The sequence below is a fragment of the Pseudidiomarina salinarum genome, from assembly GCF_000753715.1.
Classification (GTDB): Bacteria; Pseudomonadota; Gammaproteobacteria; order Enterobacterales; family Alteromonadaceae; genus Pseudidiomarina; species Pseudidiomarina salinarum.
Genome location: NZ_JPER01000001.1, coordinates 864,230 through 881,234, shown reverse-complemented (window position 1 = coordinate 881,234; position 17,005 = coordinate 864,230). Strand labels below are relative to the sequence as shown.

Sequence of the window (17,005 nt, the reverse complement as noted above, 5' to 3'; positions counted from 1 at the left end):
TTGCTCGTTGTTATTGGACTGATTCGCTTTTTAACGATTGTAGCAGTACTTTACCAAATTGTTCAGCTATCTTCGGCGCTACCTCGGGCTTGTACCGGGTTTGAATAACATGAGTTACAGCATTGCCCAGGGTCATTAGCGCCAGGTCAGCGGGAACGTCTTCTGATTGCACTACAGCAAGAACCTCTTCCAGCAAGCGCTGTTGGGTATTTACGTCGTATTTTGAGACAATCGGCATGGTTTTTTTTCTCTGCATGTTAGAATGCGCGTCATCTTATCACAGGGAACCGGACAGGACACAGAGACACCATGCAAGCTGATGTTAAGCACAGTATTATTCACCAGTTCTATACCAGTGACGGCCAGATTGGCCTGCGTGTGGCGCCCGCCACGCTAGCGATTAATGATGAAGTCGGGTTACTGCTGACAGAGCTGACCGATGTCTATAATGCCAAGCCGACTAAAGGCTACGCGCGCTTTATTACCGCGGAAGACGATGTCGATGAGCAGCAGATAAGCGAGTTTCCGAACCACCTGCGTGACTGGCGCAGCGGCGCACTCGATTTCATCGGGCTCACGCAGCAGGGCGCAAAATTACTGCACGCTCAACTGCAGCATTACGGCATCCTCGAGCCGGGTTTCCTGTTGTTCGCCGCTTATACGCAGTTGGGTCAGGATTACCTTGTGGTAGCGTTTTTGCCAAGTAAAGAAGGCGTGACTATAGCCCCTGATTTGTCCGTGGACCGTTCGTCGCAGCTCGATATCAATAAGGTGCAGCTGGCGGCTATGATTAATCTGACGGAACTGGCAGAGCAGCCTGACTCCAACTCGTACATCTCCTTTATTAAAGGACGGGTGGGACGCAAAGTTTCAGATTTCTTTCTGGATTTTCTTGGCTGTGCCGAAGGCGTTAATCCGAAGCGACAGTCACAACAGCTGGTCGATTCAGTCCAACAATATGTGAAAGAGCAGGAACTGCAGCCGGAACAGGCTAGTCTGGTGCGCAAATCTGTGTACGAGATCTGTGACAACCAGTGGCAGCAGGGTGAACCTGTCCGGATCCGGGACTTGTCCGAGCAATTGCAGGCAACGGTTCCCAGCGAACGTAGCTTTGCGGACTTCAGTTCAGCCCAGAACATTGGCCTGGCTGAGGAATTTCCGGCGGATCGCACCACCATGCGCAAATTAATCAAATTCCAGGGGCAGGGAGGCGGCGTCAGCGTTGGCTTCGACCAGACTTTGTTGGGCGCGCGGGTGGAATATGATGCCAGTACCGATAAGCTCACCATTCATGGTACGCCGCCGAATCTGCGGGACCAATTACGACGCTATTTTGGTATTGATAGCTGAATACAGAATAAAAAACGCCAGCGGAAGCTGGCGTTTTAGTTGTCCTGTTGACTCCAGTTCTGCAGCGGCTGTTACTTTGCCTGCACTGGAGTAATGTTCGTGGCGTGCAGGCCCTTAGGACCTTCTTCAAGTTGGAATTCGACATCCTGACCTGCTTTGAGGGTACGATATCCTTCCATTGCGATGGTTGAATAATGCGCAAAGATATCGCCTTCACGATCTTCCGCCTCAATAAAGCCGAAGCCTTTTGAGTTATTGAACCACTTCACTTTACCGGTAGCCATACTTCTACTTCCTTTATTCTATGATTTAATTATTGTTAGAATGACATCACACCACAGTAAAAATGTGCGCAGCTTGAAAAACTGCATCGGTGACGCCATGTTTTACTCTAGGTGAGATCTACTGATAGTCAAGCCTATTTTGTTTAAATTATGACCGCAACTTCACACTGAGCAAATTTCTTAAGCTATTTTCATCAATAACGACTATATATAACTAAAGGGACGTCATGAGTGCAGCCAATCAACAGCAGCAGGGGGCAACGAAGCAGCAGGAAAAACAAGCACTGCAACCGCCGCCGATGTATAAAGTGATTTTGAGCAATGATGACTATACGCCGATGGATTTTGTGATCGAAGTGTTGGTGAAGTTTTTTCGAATGGACGAAGAGCGGGCAACGGATACGATGCTCACCATCCATTATAAAGGTCGCGCTATATGTGGGATCTTTTCTGCCGAAGTGGCAGAAACCAAAGTAGTACAAGTTAACCAGTATGCCCGGGAACATCAGCATCCATTGCTGTGCTCCATGGAAAAGGCATAAGGGGTCTGGTTCTTAAGAGGGGTGCCTATGTTAAATAAAGCGTTGGAAATTACTTTAAATGACGCATTTCGGTTAGCGCGTGATCGCCGCCATGAACTCATGACAGTTGAGCATCTCCTCCTGGCTTTACTTGAAAATCCGGAGGCTGCGCAAGCTTTGCGTGCCTGCGGGCTTGATTTTGAGCAACTTAAAAATGAGCTTATCAGCTACGTTGATCGTAGCACGCCAAGTTTTGACGCCGAAACAGTCGATAGTGATACTCAGCCCACGCTGGGCTTTCAGCGGGTATTGCAGCGTGCTGTATTTCACGTGCAGTCGTCCGGCAACAGTGAGGTGTCGGGTGCTAACGTGCTGGTCGCTATATTCAGCGAGCAGGAGTCGCAAGCCGTTTACCTGCTGAATAAACATGACGTCACCCGCCTGGATGTCGTGCATTTCCTGTCACATGGTTTATCCAAAATTGATGACGAGGCGATTCGGCCGGATGACAGCGAAACGAACAGTCCGGATGGCCAGCCTGAAGAGCAGCCGAGCTTTCTGAAACGGTTTTGCACGAACCTGAATAACCGTGCCCGCGAAGGTCGGATCGATCCGCTGATCGGCCGCGAACTGGAACTGGAACGCTGCGTACAGATCCTGTGCCGGCGACGGAAAAATAACCCGTTGCTGGTGGGTGAAGCGGGCGTGGGTAAAACCGCGATAGCCGAAGGCCTTGCTTATCGCATCGTCAATAAAGATGTTCCTGAGGTTATTGCCGAGTCGGTTATCTTTTCACTCGATATGGGCGGCCTGCTGGCGGGAACTAAATATCGTGGTGACTTTGAGAAGCGCTTTAAGCAGTTGCTGAAAGAGATCACTGAACATCCTGATGCAATTCTGTTTATTGATGAGATCCACACTATAGTCGGTGCCGGTGCTGCCAGCGGCGGAGTGCTGGATGCATCTAATCTGCTGAAACCTATGTTGAGTAATGGTGAACTGAAATGCATTGGCTCGACCACCTACTCAGAATTTAAGAATATCTTTGAGAAAGACCGGGCCTTGGTTCGTCGTTTTCAGAAGATCGATGTCCTGGAACCGTCGGTCGATGATACCACCCGGATTTTGCAGGGTTTAAAAGAGCGCTATGAAAGCCATCATGGCATTCGTTATACCCAGCCGGCGATTCGCGCTGCGGCAGAACTGTCTGCGCGTTACATTAATGAGCGCCATCTGCCGGATAAAGCGATCGATGTACTCGATGAAGCCGGCGCCAGTCAGCGCCTGCTGCCACCGTCGCGCCGCAAAAAGACCGTGGGTGTCAGCGATATTGAAGCTATTATCGCCAAAATCGCGAGAATTCCGGAGCAATCGGTTTCCCGCTCTGACCAACATATACTGCAGCAGCTGGATCGTAACCTTAAGCTGGTTGTGTTTGGTCAGGATCAGGCGATTGATCAGCTGACCTCGGCTATCCGGCTGTCCCGTTCGGGCTTAGGTAACGAAGCTAAGCCGATTGGTTCATTCCTGTTTGCCGGACCCACCGGGGTGGGTAAAACCGAAATCACCCAACAGCTGGCAAAAGCACTGGGGATTGAGTTCCTGCGCTTTGATATGTCTGAGTATATGGAGCGTCATGCGGTAAGCCGTTTAATTGGCGCACCACCGGGCTATGTCGGCTTTGATCAGGGCGGCTTATTAACTGACGCTGTTACCAAGCATCCGCACAGCGTGGTCCTGCTTGATGAAATCGAGAAGGCGCATACAGATATCTACAATATTCTGTTGCAGGTGATGGATCACGGAACCTTAACCGACAACAGTGGCCGTAAAGTTGATTTCCGTAACGTGATTCTGGTGATGACGACGAACGCAGGGGTGCAGGAAACCACGCGTCAGTCTATTGGCTTCCGGCAACAGGATCATGCGCCGGACGCTATGGCTGAAATCAACCGTACCTTTTCACCGGAGTTCAGAAACCGGCTGGACAGCATCGTCTGGTTTAACCATCTGAGTCCTGAAATTATTGAGCAGGTGGTTGATAAGTTTATCTGTGAACTGCAGGCACAGCTGGACCGTAAGCAGGTTTCCTTAGAACTGGATCAGGAAGCAACCTTGTGGCTGGCAGCCAAGGGTTACGACAAAACCATGGGCGCCCGGCCCATGGCGCGCGTCATTCAGGGACATCTGAAGAAACCGCTGGCAAACGAGATCCTGTTCGGCCAACTGGCGCAGGGCGGCTCAGTGCAAGTGACCGTAGTCGACGGTGAACTCAAGCTGGACATTAAGGAACGCGTAGCCCGTGGTTCTACCACGGGTTAAATACGACGTAGCCCGTGGTTCTACCACGGGTAACGTTAATCGGGTAGGGGTTTAGCGGGCGCGGAACACGATACGACCTTTGGTCAAGTCGTATGGGGTTAGCTGAACAGTAACGGTGTCACCGGTTAAAATGCGGATATAGTGTTTCCGCATTTTGCCGGAAATATGCGCAGTCACCACATGACCGTTTTCCAGTTCAACGCGAAACATTGTATTAGGCAGTGTATCTAACACTGTGCCCTGCATTTCAATACTGTCTTCTTTTGCCATTCAAATCCTCGGAATATAGTAATTATAATTAATTCAGCGCCCTGATAGATTATAGCAGCGCCGCTAAAGTGGTCAGAATTTTAGCTGTTTTCCGACCTGATTGCCACTTCAAATACCAGTTAGCGTCCGTTTTAGCCAGAAATCAGCGGCTAATGTCGATGAATCAGACTTATTCTGGCGCTCCAGCGCTGCCAGATATCGGATTCGCGGTAGTGATAACGCGCCCAGACTCTGTAAGTGGCTATTGTCCACCTGTGCATCAAGCAACTCGCCACCGGCCGCGAAAAAGTTCTGGCAGAATACCAGCAGCGCCAGCTTCGAAGCGTTGGTGCGGGTATGGAACATACTTTCGCCACAAAATATTCTGTCGACGGCAACACCGTACATACCACCAACCAGTTGCTGTTGATCCCATACCTCCACCGAATGCGCATGGCCAAGCTCATGTAACCGGATATACGCTGCGATCATTTCCGGATGAATCCAGGTGCCGCCAGCCTCGTCATGAACATCGGCACACTGCCGGATAACTCCGGCAAAATCCTGATTCAGGGTAACCTGCAGCGTGGTCTGACGCATAAACCGGCGCATTGACCGACTGCAATGGAGCGAGCTGGGGGTAAAGACAGTGCGGGGGTCGGGACTCCACCACAGAATTGGATCGGAGGGCCCATACCAGGGAAATATTCCGCGTTGATAAGCTGCTTGCAGGCGTTCGGGGCTTAAATCACCGCCAAACGCCAGCAAACCATCGGGATCCACCAGCGCTAAAGTGGGGCTGGGGAAGTAAAGGTTATTATCACTAAGCTGAAATAACACCCTGACTACCCCGGGTAAGCCAACATCAGGCTTTGGTCAGACCGTCAAGATAACGCTCAGCATCAAGCGCAGCCATACAGCCAGTGCCGGCTGAGGTGATTGCCTGGCGGTAAATATGATCCATCACATCACCAGCCGCAAATACACCGGGTACGCTGGTGGCAGTGGCATTACCCTGTAAGCCTGAACTCACCAGAATATAACCATCAGCCATATCTAACTGACCGGCGAAAATTTCAGTATTAGGCTGATGCCCGATAGCAATAAAGCAGCCCATTACCTCAAGCTCCTCAAAGGCGGTACTCTGCGTATCTTTAATGCGCACGCCCGTTACACCCGAGTCATCACCCAATACTTCATCCAGGGTCTTATTCAGATGTAGTTTCACATTCCCGTTAGTCGCTTTATCAATTAAGCGATCGACCAGAATCTTTTCGGCACGGAAGCTATCGCGACGATGGATAACGTGTACTTCACTGGCGATATTTGCCAGATACAGGGCTTCTTCAACAGCAGTATTCCCGCCGCCAACCACGCAAACCTTTTGATTGCGATAGAAGAATCCGTCACAGGTTGCGCAGGCAGAAACGCCTTTCCCCATAAAGGCCTCTTCTGACTCAAGGCCCAGGTATTTAGCTGAGGCACCAGTTGCTATCACCAGCGCATCGGCAGTGTATTCACCATTGTCACCGAAGAGTCTGAGTGGCCGGGCGCTGAAATCGACCCGGTTAATGTGATCAAAAATAATCTCGGTATTAAACTTTTCCGCATGCTTCTGCATCCGCACCATCAGATCAGGGCCAGTCAGACCTTCAGGGTCGCCCGGCCAGTTTTCGACTTCGGTGGTGGTGGTCAGCTGACCACCTTGCTGCATGCCGGTAATCATCACCGGGTTCAGGTTAGCGCGCGCCGCATATACCGCGGCGGTATAGCCGGCCGGGCCCGAGCCCAGGATCAATAAACGGCAGTGTTTGGCTTCAGCCATTAGTTTCCTACTCCATTATTCATTAATAGTGGCATTGTCTGTCGGCAAAAGGCTAGCTCTTAACGGCTTCCAGCGGATCCATATAATCCAGACCCAGTTGCTTGCCTAAATCGTCATGCACAGCTTTGTAAGTGATCTTACCTCTATGCATGTTCAGACCATTCAACAGGTGCGGATCGTCCGCCAATGCTTTCAGGCCTTTGTTGGCTAATGCCAGACCGAAAGGCAAGGTAGCATTATTCAGAGCAATTGTTGAGGTCCGCGCAACGCCACCTGGCATGTTGGCCACACAATAATGAATAACATCTTCCACTACATAGGTTGGATCCTGATGGGTTGTCGCTTTTGAGGTCTCAAAGCAACCGCCCTGGTCGATCGCAACGTCAACCACCACCGAGCCGGGCTTCATGTTCTTCAGATGAGTACGGGTCAGTAACTTAGGTGCTGCAGCACCCGGGATCAGCACCGCGCCGATAACCAGATCAGCTTCGCGGGAAAACTTGTCGATTGCATCTACAGTAGAGTAAATGGTTTTGATGCGGCTGCCGAAGATGTCGTCCAGCTGACGCAGACGGGGCAGAGAGCGATCAAGGATAGTTACTTCAGCGCCCATGCCGACCGCCATTTTCGCTGCCTGAGTACCTACCACACCACCACCGATGATCAGCACTTTAGCTGGCTCTACGCCGGGTACGCCGCCTAATAAGGTGCCGCTACCGCCATTGGCTTTTTCCAGGTTGTGGGCGCCCGCCTGAATAGACATGCGGCCAGCGACTTCGCTCATTGGCGCCAATAGCGGCAGACCGCCAGCGCGATCGGTTACAGTTTCGTAGGCAATGGCAGTAACGCCAGCTTCGGCCAGTAATTTAGTTTGCTGAGGATCCGGAGCCAGATGCAGGTAGGTATAAAGGATCTGACCTTCACGCAGTTGTTTACACTCGTCAGGCTGTGGTTCTTTCACCTTAATGATCATCTCGGCGCGGGCAAAGATCTCTTTGGCATCAGCAACGATTGACGCGCCGGCTGCTTCGTAATCTTCATTGGTAAAGCCGATAGCCGCGCCACCGTCGTGCTCAACGATAACTTTATGGCCGTGCGCAACGTACTCACGTACCGCAGCAGGGGTCAGGCCGATACGGTATTCGTGGTTTTTAATCTCTTTAGGTACACCTATTAACATGGACTTTGCCTCTTAATGTAAGCTGTAACAGTGCGTTCAGGTCGATAATTGGATGGCGGGCATTATAGCGAATTCAGACGCTTATTTTCGTACTTTTTTTATCCATTTAAATAGCGTATAAATAGGTTATTGCTATCTAAAACTGGACAAATCAATGTTTAACCCTGAAGAACCGGTGAAAATAACTATTGACCGAATTGACCGGAAAATTCTCCGGATCTTACAGGACGATGGTCGCTTAAGTAACGTTAACCTGGCCCGCAAAGTTGGCCTGAGTCCGACCGCCTGTAACGAGCGCGTTCGTAAACTTGAGCGCGAAGGCATTATCGAACGCTATCAGGCCCGGCTGAACCCGGCCAAGTTAGGGGCGAATCTGATGGTGTTTGTTGAAATTACTCTCAGCCGAACGTCGCCCGATGCTTTTGCTGACTTCAGCGAGGCAGTGCGTAATACTCCCGAAATACTTGAGTGTCATCTGGTTGCCGGCGACTTTGATTTTTTAATTAAGGCGCGCGTTCCGGATATGCCGGCCTATCGTAAGCTGTTAGGCGAGACCATCCTGACCATGCCGGGCGTTAATGAATCGCGTACCTATGTGGTTATGGAAGAAGTTAAAAACGAAAATAAAGTTCTCATTAAAGGTTAAGAAAAGAATGCCAAAAGTACTGAATAACCCCGTTAGTCAGGCTACAATGGGCGAAAATTATAACAACACCAGGGAGCCAAGTGCCTTATGAGCGGTATACAACGTATGCTTGAAGTGGGCCTGATCCTGTGCGGCGCTTTCGCAATATTTCTGTTCCTGGCACTGGCCAGCTTCAGCCCGGCGGATCCCAGCTGGTCACAGACCGGCTACGAAGGCACTATTGAAAATGCCGCTGGTGCTATTGGCGCCTGGTTCGCTGATGCCTTGTTGTTTGCCTTTGGCTTTGTCGCTTACCTGATCCCCTTTGGCTTTGCTGGCCTGGGCTATATGATGTTCCGCCAGCCCCGCCGGTTACTGGAACTCGATTATCTCGCCGTTGGTTTGCGGGTGATTGGCCTGCTGCTGACCCTGGTGGGGGCCTCAGCGTTAGCGTCGCTGAATTTCAACGATATTTATTCCTTTTCTGCCGGTGGTGTAGTGGGGGACATGATTAGTTCTTCACTGTTGCCTTATTTCAATTTAATCGGCACTACGCTGCTGTTACTGACCTTTTTGTGCACCGGCTTAACCTTAGTTACGGGGATATCCTGGGTCTGGTTAGCTGACAGCTTAGGTGCTGTTACCATCAGGGCTACCCAGTGGCTGGTTAAGGCCAGCCGGCAGCTTGCTGATTGGGTTATGACGAGCCGACGCGAACCACCGGACAGTGACGATGCCGCGCCGGCGACTGGCCTTAAAGCCAGGCTTAAGAGTCGCCGCAATACTGCCGAAACCGTTGAACCGCGCCGGGAACCCGCACTAACGCTACCGGCCGACGATGCCGATGATTTTGAGCTGCCATCGGTTCGCTTCGATGATGAAGATGAACCCGCGCCCCGACCGAACCGCTTTAGCCGTGAGGCCCGTAAACCCAAAGCAGTGGCAACAAAAGCTGACGACGAAAGTGATGATACCGACGCCAGCAGCTCATCTCCTGCGCCAATCGACCCGCTGCCATCCATCGAACTGCTGGATCGCCCCAATAAAACCGGTAACCCTCTGACTCCGGCCGAGCTCCAGCAAATCAGTGATACGGTTGAAGCCGTACTGCAAGACTTCGGTGTTGAGGTTAAAGTAGCTAACGTTCAGCCAGGCCCGGTCATTACGCGGTTCGAGCTGGACCTTGCCGCTGGCGTAAAAGTGTCGAAGATCTCGAACCTGGATAAGGACATTGCCCGTTCGTTGTCAGCGATTTCTGTGCGCGTTGTCGAAGTCATCCCGGGTAAGTCTTATGTTGGCCTTGAGCTACCGAATAAGAGCCGTGAAACCGTATTTTTCCGCGAAGTTGTCAGCTGCGATGCATTTCAGCAAAGTACCTCGCCGCTGACCATGGTGCTGGGCAAGGGTATTGCCGGACAGCCGGTGGTCGTGGATCTGGCGAAGATGCCGCACCTGCTGGTAGCTGGTACTACCGGCTCAGGTAAGTCGGTCGGCGTTAACGTGATGATCCTGAGCTTGCTGTACAAGAGCTCACCGGAAGATGTCCGCTTGATCATGATCGATCCTAAAATGCTCGAGCTTTCCGTTTATGAAGGCATTCCGCACTTGCTGACCGAAGTGGTCACCGATATGAAAGACGCAGCCAATGCGCTGCGTTGGTGCGTAGGGGAAATGGAACGCCGCTATAAACTGATGTCGTCACTGGGCGTCCGTAATCTCAAAGGTTACAACACCAAGGTGCTGGAAGCGAAAGAAGCCGGTGAACCCCTGCGTGACCCGCTCTGGAAGCCGGGTGACTCGATGGATGAATTGCCGCCATTACTGGAGAAATTACCCAGTATCGTGGTGGTAGTCGATGAATTTGCTGACATGATGATGATTGTCGGTAAGAAAGTCGAAGAGCTCATTGCCCGCATCGCGCAAAAAGCCCGTGCTGCCGGTATCCACCTGATCCTGGCAACCCAGCGTCCGTCAGTGGATGTGATAACCGGTCTGATCAAGGCCAATATTCCGACCCGGATTGCTTTTCAGGTACAGTCGAAAATCGATTCCCGCACCATCCTGGACCAGGCTGGTGCGGATCAATTACTGGGGCAGGGCGACATGCTATACCTGCCGCCGGGCAGCGGAGTGCCAACGCGGGTTCACGGCGCTTTTGTAGATGACCATGAGGTTCACGCCGTAGTGGCCGACTGGAAGAAGCGCGGCCGGCCGAATTATCTGGAAGAGATTCTTAAAGGCGACGCTGGTGAGGATAGCCTGTTACCGGGCGAACAACTGGAGTTTGGTGATGATGAAAGCGATGCGCTGTATGACGAAGCCGTGGCTTTTGTAACCGAAACTCGGCGGGTTTCAATCTCCAGTGTGCAGCGCAAATTCAGAATTGGTTACAATCGCGCCGCCCGCATTGTGGAACAAATGGAGATGAGCGGTGTCGTTAGTAATGCCGGACATAACGGCCAACGTGAAGTGATAGCCCCGAAGCCACCGAAAGATTAACCAAGAGATAAAACCATGATGAAGTACAGTGTTGTATCAGGTTTGACCCTGGCCCTCAGCCTGATGCTGAGTAGTTTTAGTACCGCCCAGGCAGCCACCGCTGACCGTGACGCGCTGATTGAGCGTCTGTCGGGCTTATCTACATTGCAGGCCGAGTTCAGCCAGCAGGTTACTGACCCTGACGGCGAACTGGTGCAGCAATTGCATGGCCGGATGGCGTTGGCGCGGCCTAACTACCTGTACTGGCAGACTGATGCGCCCGATGAAACCCTGATGGTGGCAGATGGCAACAACCTCTGGTATTACAATCCTTTTGTCGAGCAGGTTACGGTTTACCGGCAATCTGAAGCGATGGATCAAAGCCCGCTGCTACTGTTGCTGGACGCCGATGCGCAGGCCTGGAGTCATTACACCGTAAAGCAGGAAGGCAATAGTTTCGCACTGCAACCAAAGCCCTCAGCAGATACGCAACAGAGCCTGCAACTGATGTTTGCTGAAGATAAAAACAGTGCGCGCTTACAGCGTATTATTCTTGACGATGGTCAGGGCCAGATTAGTACCATAGATCTGGAAAACGTTCAGCTGAATCAAGTGGTAGAACGGGGCTTGTTTGAATTCAATCTGCCTGAGGGCGTTGATCTTGATGATCAGCGCAACTAATTAGTGCTCGATTTTACCCCTGACTTCCGCCCGCTGGCGGCGCGGATGCGACCGCGTAACCTGCAGGAATATATCGGCCAGAGCCATATTCTCGGCGCTGGCAAGCCACTGCGCGAAGCCATCAGCCGCGGCCAGCTGCACTCTATGATCCTGTGGGGCCCGCCGGGTACCGGTAAAACCACCCTGGCTGAACTATTGGCTATCAGCGGTGCCGCAGAGCTGTCGCGCATCAGCGCCGTAACCGCCGGCGTAAAAGACATCCGGGCCGCCATCGAAGAGGCAAAATCTCAGGCAATTCAGCGGCAGAAGCGCACGGTGCTCTTTGTCGATGAAGTGCATCGTTTCAATAAGAGTCAGCAGGATGCGTTTTTACCCTACATCGAAGACGGAACCGTGATATTTGTCGGTGCGACGACGGAGAATCCTGCTTTTGAGCTGAACAATGCCTTACTTTCAAGAACCCGCATCTATCGTTTGCAGTCGCTGACCGACGAGGATATCCGCGAAGTTATCATGCAGGCGTTGAATGATAGCGAGCGGGGCCTTGGCGAGCGGCAGCTGCAATTGCCGCAGGAGGCGATGGACTACCTGCTGCATTCGGCCGCCGGGGATGCCCGGCGCGCCCTTAATTACTTAGAGATCAGCGCTGACGCTACGGACGACAAGGTGCTGTCGCTGGAGCTCATCAAAAATGCGGTTGGTGGCCGCCAGGCTTCTTTTGATAAACAGGGCGATGTATATTTTGATCTGCTCTCGGCTTTACATAAATCGGTGCGCGGTTCGAGCAGTGATGGGGCGTTGTACTGGTATGCCCGGATTCTGAACGGCGGTGGCGATCCCCTGATTGTCGCCCGCCGGCTGCTGGCAATCGCTTCTGAGGATATTGGCAATGCCGACCCACGGGCCATGCAGTTAGCATTAAATGCCTGGGATACGTACACCAGGGTAGGGCCGGCCGAAGGCGAACGTGCCATTGCCCAGGCGCTGATTTTTTGTGCCTGTGCGCCGAAAAGTAATGCCGTTTACCAGGCATTCAATCAGGCCAAAAAGCTTGCTGCGGATTATCCGGATTTGCCGGTACCCAAACACCTGCGCAATGCCCCGACAAAACTCCATAAGGCCGAGGGCTACGGCGCCGATTATCGCTATGCCCATAGTTACCCGGGTGCGGTAGTGCCGGGTGAGCGTTATGTGCCCGCTGAAATCAAAGATGTACGCTTGTACCAGCCCAGCGACCGCGGCCTGGAAAAACAGTTAGCTGAAAAAATGAACTGGCTGCGGCAACAAGATGAGGCCAGCGACTGGCGCCGGGGGGATGATGAATAACTTGGTGTGGGTTGCTGCCGGCGGCGCGCTGGGTGCGATGGCGCGCTACGGCATGAACCTCTGGCTGGTTGCTGAGGCCGGCAAAGCATTCCCTTTGGGCACCTTAATCGTTAACATAACAGGGTCGTTCTTACTGGCTGTATTGTTTGTCTGGCAACAACAGCACCAACTGCCAAATCAGCAGGCGTGGTTGTTTCTGGGCGTGGGTGTACTGGGTGCCTTTACCACGTTTTCGACGTTCTCGCTGGAAGTGGTATTACTGGCGCAGGCCGAAGAATACCTGAAGGCCGCCCTGCATGCTGGTCTGAACCTTGTATGTTGCCTGGCTGCAGTGGCTTTGGCACTGTGGCTAAAACCCTATTATTTATGGATCTGGGATTAACATGTTAGACGCTAAGTTATTTCGTAGTGAACTCGGTGATACTGCCGCCCGTCTTAAACACACCCGTAATTATCAGCTGGATGTTGAGCGGCTTGAGTTGCTCGAACAACAACGTAAAGACATTCAGGTACGTACCGAAACCTTGCAGGCCGAGCGGAACTCACGCTCGAAGGTGATTGGCCAGGCGAAGGCCAAAGGCGATGACATCGGGCCATTGGTTGCGGAAGTGGATGAACTAAACGTGCAGCTTGATGTAGCCAAACGCGAACTGGCAGAAGTTCAGGACGAACTGCACGCCATCATCTCCGGCGTGCCTAACTTGCCCGACGAAACCGTCCCGGTTGGCGCTGATGAAGAAGATAATCAGGAAGTCAGCCGCTGGGGTGAATGCCGGCAGTTCGAATTCACACCGAAAGACCACGTGGATGTCGCTAACCACTTCGTTAACGGCATGAACTTTGATCAGGGTGCCAAGTTAGCCGGCGCCCGCTTTGTGGTCTTACAGGGCCAGATAGCGCGCCTGCACCGCGCCTTAGCGCAGTTTATGCTGGACTTACACGTTAGTGAACATGGCTATACCGAAGCTTATGTACCTTATCTGGTCAATCACGATACCTTGTATGGTACTGGTCAGCTGCCGAAGTTTGGTGAAGACCTGTTTCATGTGCAGGGCGCGACTGAAAATCAGGTGGCATTATCGCTCATCCCCACCGCAGAAGTTCCGCTGACGAACTTATGGCGTGATGAAATTGCCGATGAGGGCCAGTTACCTGTTAAATATGCAGCACATACACCGTGCTTTCGCAGTGAAGCGGGTTCCCATGGGCGTGATACCCGCGGCCTGATCCGGCAGCATCAGTTCGACAAGGTCGAATTAGTGTGGCTGACAAAACCTGAAGCATCCATGGAAGCGCTTGAAGCACTGACAGGGCACGCTGAGAAGGTGTTGCAGCTACTCGAACTGCCATATCGTAAGATGCTGCTATGTACCGGTGATATGGGCTTTGGCGCGGCTAAGACCTATGATCTTGAAGTGTGGCTGCCATCGCAGCAAAAATACCGGGAGATCAGCTCCTGTTCAAACATGCTGGATTTCCAGGCGCGGCGGATGCAGGCACGCTTCCGTCGTCAGGGCGCGAAGAAACCTGAGCTGCTGCATACACTAAATGGTTCCGGGCTGGCGGTAGGGCGTACATTAGTCGCCATACTTGAGAATTTCCAGCAGCAGGATGGTTCCGTGGCAATACCAGCGGCGCTGCAACCCTACCTTGGTGGCAAATCAGCCTTAACACCGGCTGAGTGAGTAACTAAATAAACAAAAAAAAGCCCGCTGTTGCGGGCTTTTTTATATGCATTTGGCGGGTTTTGGCAGCCCCGCGATTCGGGTCGCTTGTTTGGCCGGGCCTTTAGGGAACAATCGATACAGATAGCGGCTATTGGCCTTATCTGGGCCCAGTCGCTTGCCGATCGCTTTTACCAGTACCCGCATCGCCGGGCTGGTGTCGTATTCCTGATAGAAATCGCGGACAAAGTGAATCACTTCCCAGTGCGCGTCGGTTAACTCGATCTGCTCCAGCCCGGCTATATGACGGGCCAGTTCAGGCGACCATTCCGAAAAGTCCGCAAGGTATTCGTGTTTATCGGTTTGGTATTCCCGCCCGGCCACAATGAACATGGTTGTTACTCCGTTTTATCCCAGGTAATTACCGGCGCGCATTGCAGGGTGAGCTCAACCCAGCGGGTATCGCTAATCTGAATCAGTGACAGAGGCAAATCTTCGGTCATCACACCTTGTTCCGCCAGCAGGGCTAACTCGGTAATCAGCACATAAGTTCGACCCGGTAACAATTCCGCCAGATCGGGCTCGAGCAGACAGAGCTCCAGTGCTTTCTCACTGAGCAAAAAGACGCTGTCGTCATGCTGCCAGTGTTGCAGCCAGTCAGCTGAAGGCCAGTCACGGATAAAATGCAGGGGCGTCGTCATCGCGGCTAATACCTCAATACTTTTTGCAGGCCTTGCAGCCGCTCATGAAGTTCAAGCCGGTCAATTACCTCAGCGGGCGCAATAAAGTCACTGACCTGCCAGGCGCGATCGGCCAGTTCGGTATCAAGCACCCAGGGAGGCGGGCACTCATAGAGCTCCAGCAGCCGGTAACGTTTATGCAGCGATCGGTTATTCCGTTCAACATCAAAGTCTTTATGCCAGAGGCTGAGGCCATGACCACTGAGAATAAGCTGCGGGTTCAAATCGATGCTTGCCAGTGCCAGTAACATATCCTGGCCATGCCAGCAGTCTGGATCATCGGGCAAGGTCGTCTGAATTATCGCGATAGCCATCAGAACTGTACCACCTGATCGGCGAGCGCGGTGGCCTGCGCAAATTCCGTCAATCCACCATTATGAAACCCGGGCCGAAGCGTTTCTTCGCCAATACTGTATTCGGTTTCAGCCACAGTCGCGCAAAGCACCAACGGAATATTGTGATGCGCCGACAGTTCCAGCCACTTATCGGTTAACGGGTGCTTCTCATCAGCGCCGCCAAAACGTACGCCGGACTGATAGAAGAACACCATATCGATCTGATGACCACTGGCTACCGCAGCCTGAGCATAATGATAAGCCAGCAGGCTGCGGTAAGAAGGGGATGAAGCGCTGTCATCGAATGAATGCAGCGCTAAGACAAGACGAGCCAATTGCGGCGCCTGTTACTCGTCGCCGCCGAAGGCCGTGAGCAGGTGAATCAGGCTCAGGAAGATATTGTACAGTGACACAAACAGGGTAACTGTTGCCAGGATATAGTTACGCTCACCGCCGTTAATAATGGCGCTGGTTTGCATCAGAATCGCACCTGCTGAGAACAGAATGAACATTGCTGACAGGGCCATACCCAGTGCCGGAATATTCAGGAACAGGTTAGCGATAAACATAACAATAATGGCGACGAAGCCGGCCATCATCATGCCACCTAAGAAGGACATATCCTTTTTAGTCGTCAGCACATAAGCGGATAACGCAAAGAAAATCAGGGCTGTGCCACCCAGTGCCATCATAATGATTTCACTGCCGCGCGGGCCAATGGCATTAACCATTCCCAGAATCGGGCCCAGGGTATATCCCATAAAGCCGGTTAGCGCGAATACTGAGAGCAAGCCCACCGCGCTGTCTGAGGTTTTATGAACCAGAAACAGTAAGCCGTAAAAACCGACCAGAGTAATAATCAAACCAGGATGAGGAAGGTTCATGCTGGCTGAAAGGAATGCGGTAAACGCACTGAATGCCAGTGTCAGACCGAGCAACATATAAGTGTTGCGTAAAACTTTGTTGGTCTGCAGAGCCGATTCGCTGCGCTGCGTAGTTGAAATGTGAGCTTGATTACTCATCGCTATCTCCGTGTTGTGGTACTGCTAAGTTATACTGCACCTAGTCTAACCCAAAATGGGGACGAACAGGCAATGATTTCAAGGCCTGTCAGAGCGAAATACCGGGCTAATTGCTTAAAATCACAGCAAACAGTATCACTGAGGTGATTTTTTGCTTTACAAGGCGGTTTCCGCTCTTTATCATTCGCATCGTCTTAAGGCATTGAGCTTAATGACCGCGGAGAGATGGCAGAGCTCGGTTTAATGCACCTGACTTGAAATCAGGCGTGGGTTTGCGCCCACCGGGGGTTCGAATCCCTCTCTCTCCGCCACATTCCAGAAAACCCGCTGATTCGTCAGCGGGTTTTTTTTTGCCTGTCCGGCAATCTAGCCATCTGGTCGTACCTGTGTATAATTACGCCGT

At 52.2% G+C, this 17,005-nt stretch carries 20 protein-coding genes and 1 tRNA gene; 10 read left to right on the top strand and 11 right to left on the bottom strand.

All coding sequences use genetic code 11. The annotated features are described in order from the left end of the window. Window positions 1-10: 10 nt before the first annotated feature. A complete protein-coding gene (locus IDSA_RS04235) occupies window positions 11-256 on the bottom strand; it encodes a DUF1414 domain-containing protein (protein WP_051986049.1) in 246 nt (81 codons plus the stop codon). Between the two features lie 53 nt (window positions 257-309). Between IDSA_RS04235 and yejK the strand changes: the two genes are divergently transcribed. Beyond that, window positions 310-1,350: a nucleoid-associated protein YejK gene (gene yejK, locus IDSA_RS04230; protein WP_034774453.1), complete on the top strand. Its 1,041-nt coding sequence runs from the start codon at window positions 310-312 to the stop codon at window positions 1,348-1,350. Between the two features lie 71 nt (window positions 1,351-1,421). On the opposite strand, the gene cspD is transcribed toward yejK, so the two are convergent. Beyond that, complete coding sequence (gene cspD, locus IDSA_RS04225) at window positions 1,422-1,634, bottom strand: cold shock domain-containing protein CspD (RefSeq protein WP_034774451.1); 213 nt, start codon at window positions 1,632-1,634, stop codon at window positions 1,422-1,424. Window positions 1,635-1,861: 227 nt separating this feature from the next. On the opposite strand from cspD, the gene clpS reads away from it, so the two are divergent. Then, a complete protein-coding gene (gene clpS / locus IDSA_RS04220; protein WP_034774449.1) occupies window positions 1,862-2,176 on the top strand; it encodes an ATP-dependent Clp protease adapter ClpS in 315 nt (104 codons plus the stop codon). A 27-nt stretch (window positions 2,177-2,203) separates the two neighbouring features. Next, complete coding sequence (gene clpA, locus IDSA_RS04215; protein WP_034774448.1) at window positions 2,204-4,477, top strand: ATP-dependent Clp protease ATP-binding subunit ClpA; 2,274 nt, start codon at window positions 2,204-2,206, stop codon at window positions 4,475-4,477. Window positions 4,478-4,528: 51 nt separating this feature from the next. Here clpA and infA read toward each other — a convergent pair whose 3' ends face one another. The 4 genes from infA to ald all read right to left on the bottom strand — a co-directional run bounded on the left by infA (window position 4,529) and on the right by ald (window position 7,731). Continuing rightward, on the bottom strand, window positions 4,529-4,747 hold the full coding sequence (gene infA / locus IDSA_RS04210; RefSeq protein ID WP_008489926.1) for a translation initiation factor IF-1: 219 nt from the start codon (window positions 4,745-4,747) through the stop codon (window positions 4,529-4,531). 108 nt (window positions 4,748-4,855) lie between these two features. Further along, on the bottom strand, window positions 4,856-5,566 hold the full coding sequence (gene aat / locus IDSA_RS04205) for a leucyl/phenylalanyl-tRNA--protein transferase (RefSeq protein WP_034774446.1): 711 nt from the start codon (window positions 5,564-5,566) through the stop codon (window positions 4,856-4,858). Between the two features lie 25 nt (window positions 5,567-5,591). Next, on the bottom strand, window positions 5,592-6,551 hold the full coding sequence (gene trxB, locus IDSA_RS04200) for a thioredoxin-disulfide reductase (protein WP_034774444.1): 960 nt from the start codon (window positions 6,549-6,551) through the stop codon (window positions 5,592-5,594). A gap of 52 nt (window positions 6,552-6,603) precedes the next feature. Next, complete coding sequence (ald, locus tag IDSA_RS04195; protein WP_034774442.1) at window positions 6,604-7,731, bottom strand: alanine dehydrogenase; 1,128 nt, start codon at window positions 7,729-7,731, stop codon at window positions 6,604-6,606. A gap of 154 nt (window positions 7,732-7,885) precedes the next feature. Between ald and lrp the strand changes: the two genes are divergently transcribed. From lrp to serS, 6 genes are all read left to right on the top strand, one after another. Next, window positions 7,886-8,377, top strand: coding sequence for a leucine-responsive transcriptional regulator Lrp (gene lrp, locus IDSA_RS04190; RefSeq protein ID WP_034774441.1), 492 nt, complete (start codon window positions 7,886-7,888; stop codon window positions 8,375-8,377). Window positions 8,378-8,464: 87 nt separating this feature from the next. Then, window positions 8,465-10,855, top strand: a complete 2,391-nt coding sequence (locus IDSA_RS04185) for a DNA translocase FtsK (protein ID WP_034774438.1) — start codon at window positions 8,465-8,467, stop codon at window positions 10,853-10,855. A 15-nt stretch (window positions 10,856-10,870) separates the two neighbouring features. Next, on the top strand, window positions 10,871-11,515 hold the full coding sequence (gene lolA, locus IDSA_RS04180; RefSeq protein WP_051986048.1) for an outer membrane lipoprotein periplasmic chaperone LolA: 645 nt from the start codon (window positions 10,871-10,873) through the stop codon (window positions 11,513-11,515). 45 nt (window positions 11,516-11,560) lie between these two features. Beyond that, window positions 11,561-12,841: a replication-associated recombination protein A gene (locus IDSA_RS04175; RefSeq protein WP_051986103.1), complete on the top strand. Its 1,281-nt coding sequence runs from the start codon at window positions 11,561-11,563 to the stop codon at window positions 12,839-12,841. Beyond that, entirely contained in the window at window positions 12,834-13,223 is a 390-nt protein-coding gene (gene crcB / locus IDSA_RS04170; RefSeq protein WP_034774431.1) for a fluoride efflux transporter CrcB, read from the top strand. Before IDSA_RS04175 ends, crcB begins: the two co-directional genes overlap by 8 nt. 1 nt (window position 13,224) lies before the next feature. Next, window positions 13,225-14,526, top strand: a complete 1,302-nt coding sequence (gene serS, locus IDSA_RS04165; protein ID WP_034774428.1) for a serine--tRNA ligase — start codon at window positions 13,225-13,227, stop codon at window positions 14,524-14,526. A gap of 42 nt (window positions 14,527-14,568) precedes the next feature. Here serS and IDSA_RS04160 read toward each other — a convergent pair whose 3' ends face one another. Genes IDSA_RS04160 through IDSA_RS04140 form a run of 5 tightly spaced genes read right to left on the bottom strand, consistent with a single transcriptional unit; the run spans window position 14,569 to window position 16,602 of the window. Further along, window positions 14,569-14,898, bottom strand: a complete 330-nt coding sequence (locus IDSA_RS04160) for a TusE/DsrC/DsvC family sulfur relay protein (protein WP_034774427.1) — start codon at window positions 14,896-14,898, stop codon at window positions 14,569-14,571. Window positions 14,899-14,903: 5 nt separating this feature from the next. After that, window positions 14,904-15,206 (bottom strand): hypothetical protein, encoded by a 303-nt coding sequence (locus tag IDSA_RS04155; protein ID WP_034774426.1) that lies wholly within the window; start codon window positions 15,204-15,206, stop codon window positions 14,904-14,906. 5 nt (window positions 15,207-15,211) lie between these two features. After that, window positions 15,212-15,559, bottom strand: a complete 348-nt coding sequence (locus IDSA_RS04150) for a hypothetical protein (RefSeq protein WP_034774424.1) — start codon at window positions 15,557-15,559, stop codon at window positions 15,212-15,214. Next, window positions 15,559-15,915 carry a DsrE/DsrF/TusD sulfur relay family protein gene (locus IDSA_RS04145; RefSeq protein WP_034774421.1) on the bottom strand — a complete coding sequence of 119 codons (357 nt, stop codon included), beginning with the start codon at window positions 15,913-15,915 and terminating at the stop codon, window positions 15,559-15,561. The genes IDSA_RS04150 and IDSA_RS04145 overlap by 1 nt, the downstream gene beginning before the upstream one ends. A gap of 12 nt (window positions 15,916-15,927) precedes the next feature. Further along, window positions 15,928-16,602: a Bax inhibitor-1/YccA family protein gene (locus IDSA_RS04140; RefSeq protein WP_034774419.1), complete on the bottom strand. Its 675-nt coding sequence runs from the start codon at window positions 16,600-16,602 to the stop codon at window positions 15,928-15,930. A gap of 219 nt (window positions 16,603-16,821) precedes the next feature. Here IDSA_RS04140 and IDSA_RS04135 point away from each other — a divergent pair. Continuing rightward, a tRNA-Ser gene (locus tag IDSA_RS04135) sits at window positions 16,822-16,913 on the top strand. The last annotated feature ends 92 nt before the right edge of the window (window positions 16,914-17,005 follow it).

Coding starts and splice junctions, on each gene's coding strand:
- serS (WP_034774428.1), top strand. CDS start 13,225: ATGTTAGACGCTAAGTTATTTCGTAGTGAACTCGGTGATACTGCCGCC.
- cspD (WP_034774451.1), bottom strand. CDS start 1,634: ATGGCTACCGGTAAAGTGAAGTGGTTCAATAACTCAAAAGGCTTCGGC.
- trxB (WP_034774444.1), bottom strand. CDS start 6,551: ATGGCTGAAGCCAAACACTGCCGTTTATTGATCCTGGGCTCGGGCCCG.
- IDSA_RS04150 (WP_034774424.1), bottom strand. CDS start 15,559: ATGGCTATCGCGATAATTCAGACGACCTTGCCCGATGATCCAGACTGC.
- IDSA_RS04155 (WP_034774426.1), bottom strand. CDS start 15,206: ATGACGACGCCCCTGCATTTTATCCGTGACTGGCCTTCAGCTGACTGG.
- clpS (WP_034774449.1), top strand. CDS start 1,862: ATGAGTGCAGCCAATCAACAGCAGCAGGGGGCAACGAAGCAGCAGGAA.
- lolA (WP_051986048.1), top strand. CDS start 10,871: ATGATGAAGTACAGTGTTGTATCAGGTTTGACCCTGGCCCTCAGCCTG.
- lrp (WP_034774441.1), top strand. CDS start 7,886: ATGTTTAACCCTGAAGAACCGGTGAAAATAACTATTGACCGAATTGAC.
- crcB (WP_034774431.1), top strand. CDS start 12,834: ATGAATAACTTGGTGTGGGTTGCTGCCGGCGGCGCGCTGGGTGCGATG.
- ald (WP_034774442.1), bottom strand. CDS start 7,731: ATGTTAATAGGTGTACCTAAAGAGATTAAAAACCACGAATACCGTATC.
- yejK (WP_034774453.1), top strand. CDS start 310: ATGCAAGCTGATGTTAAGCACAGTATTATTCACCAGTTCTATACCAGT.
- IDSA_RS04160 (WP_034774427.1), bottom strand. CDS start 14,898: ATGTTCATTGTGGCCGGGCGGGAATACCAAACCGATAAACACGAATAC.
- IDSA_RS04175 (WP_051986103.1), top strand. CDS start 11,561: ATGCGACCGCGTAACCTGCAGGAATATATCGGCCAGAGCCATATTCTC.
- infA (WP_008489926.1), bottom strand. CDS start 4,747: ATGGCAAAAGAAGACAGTATTGAAATGCAGGGCACAGTGTTAGATACA.
- IDSA_RS04235 (WP_051986049.1), bottom strand. CDS start 256: ATGCAGAGAAAAAAAACCATGCCGATTGTCTCAAAATACGACGTAAAT.
- clpA (WP_034774448.1), top strand. CDS start 2,204: ATGTTAAATAAAGCGTTGGAAATTACTTTAAATGACGCATTTCGGTTA.
- IDSA_RS04185 (WP_034774438.1), top strand. CDS start 8,465: ATGAGCGGTATACAACGTATGCTTGAAGTGGGCCTGATCCTGTGCGGC.
- IDSA_RS04140 (WP_034774419.1), bottom strand. CDS start 16,602: ATGAGTAATCAAGCTCACATTTCAACTACGCAGCGCAGCGAATCGGCT.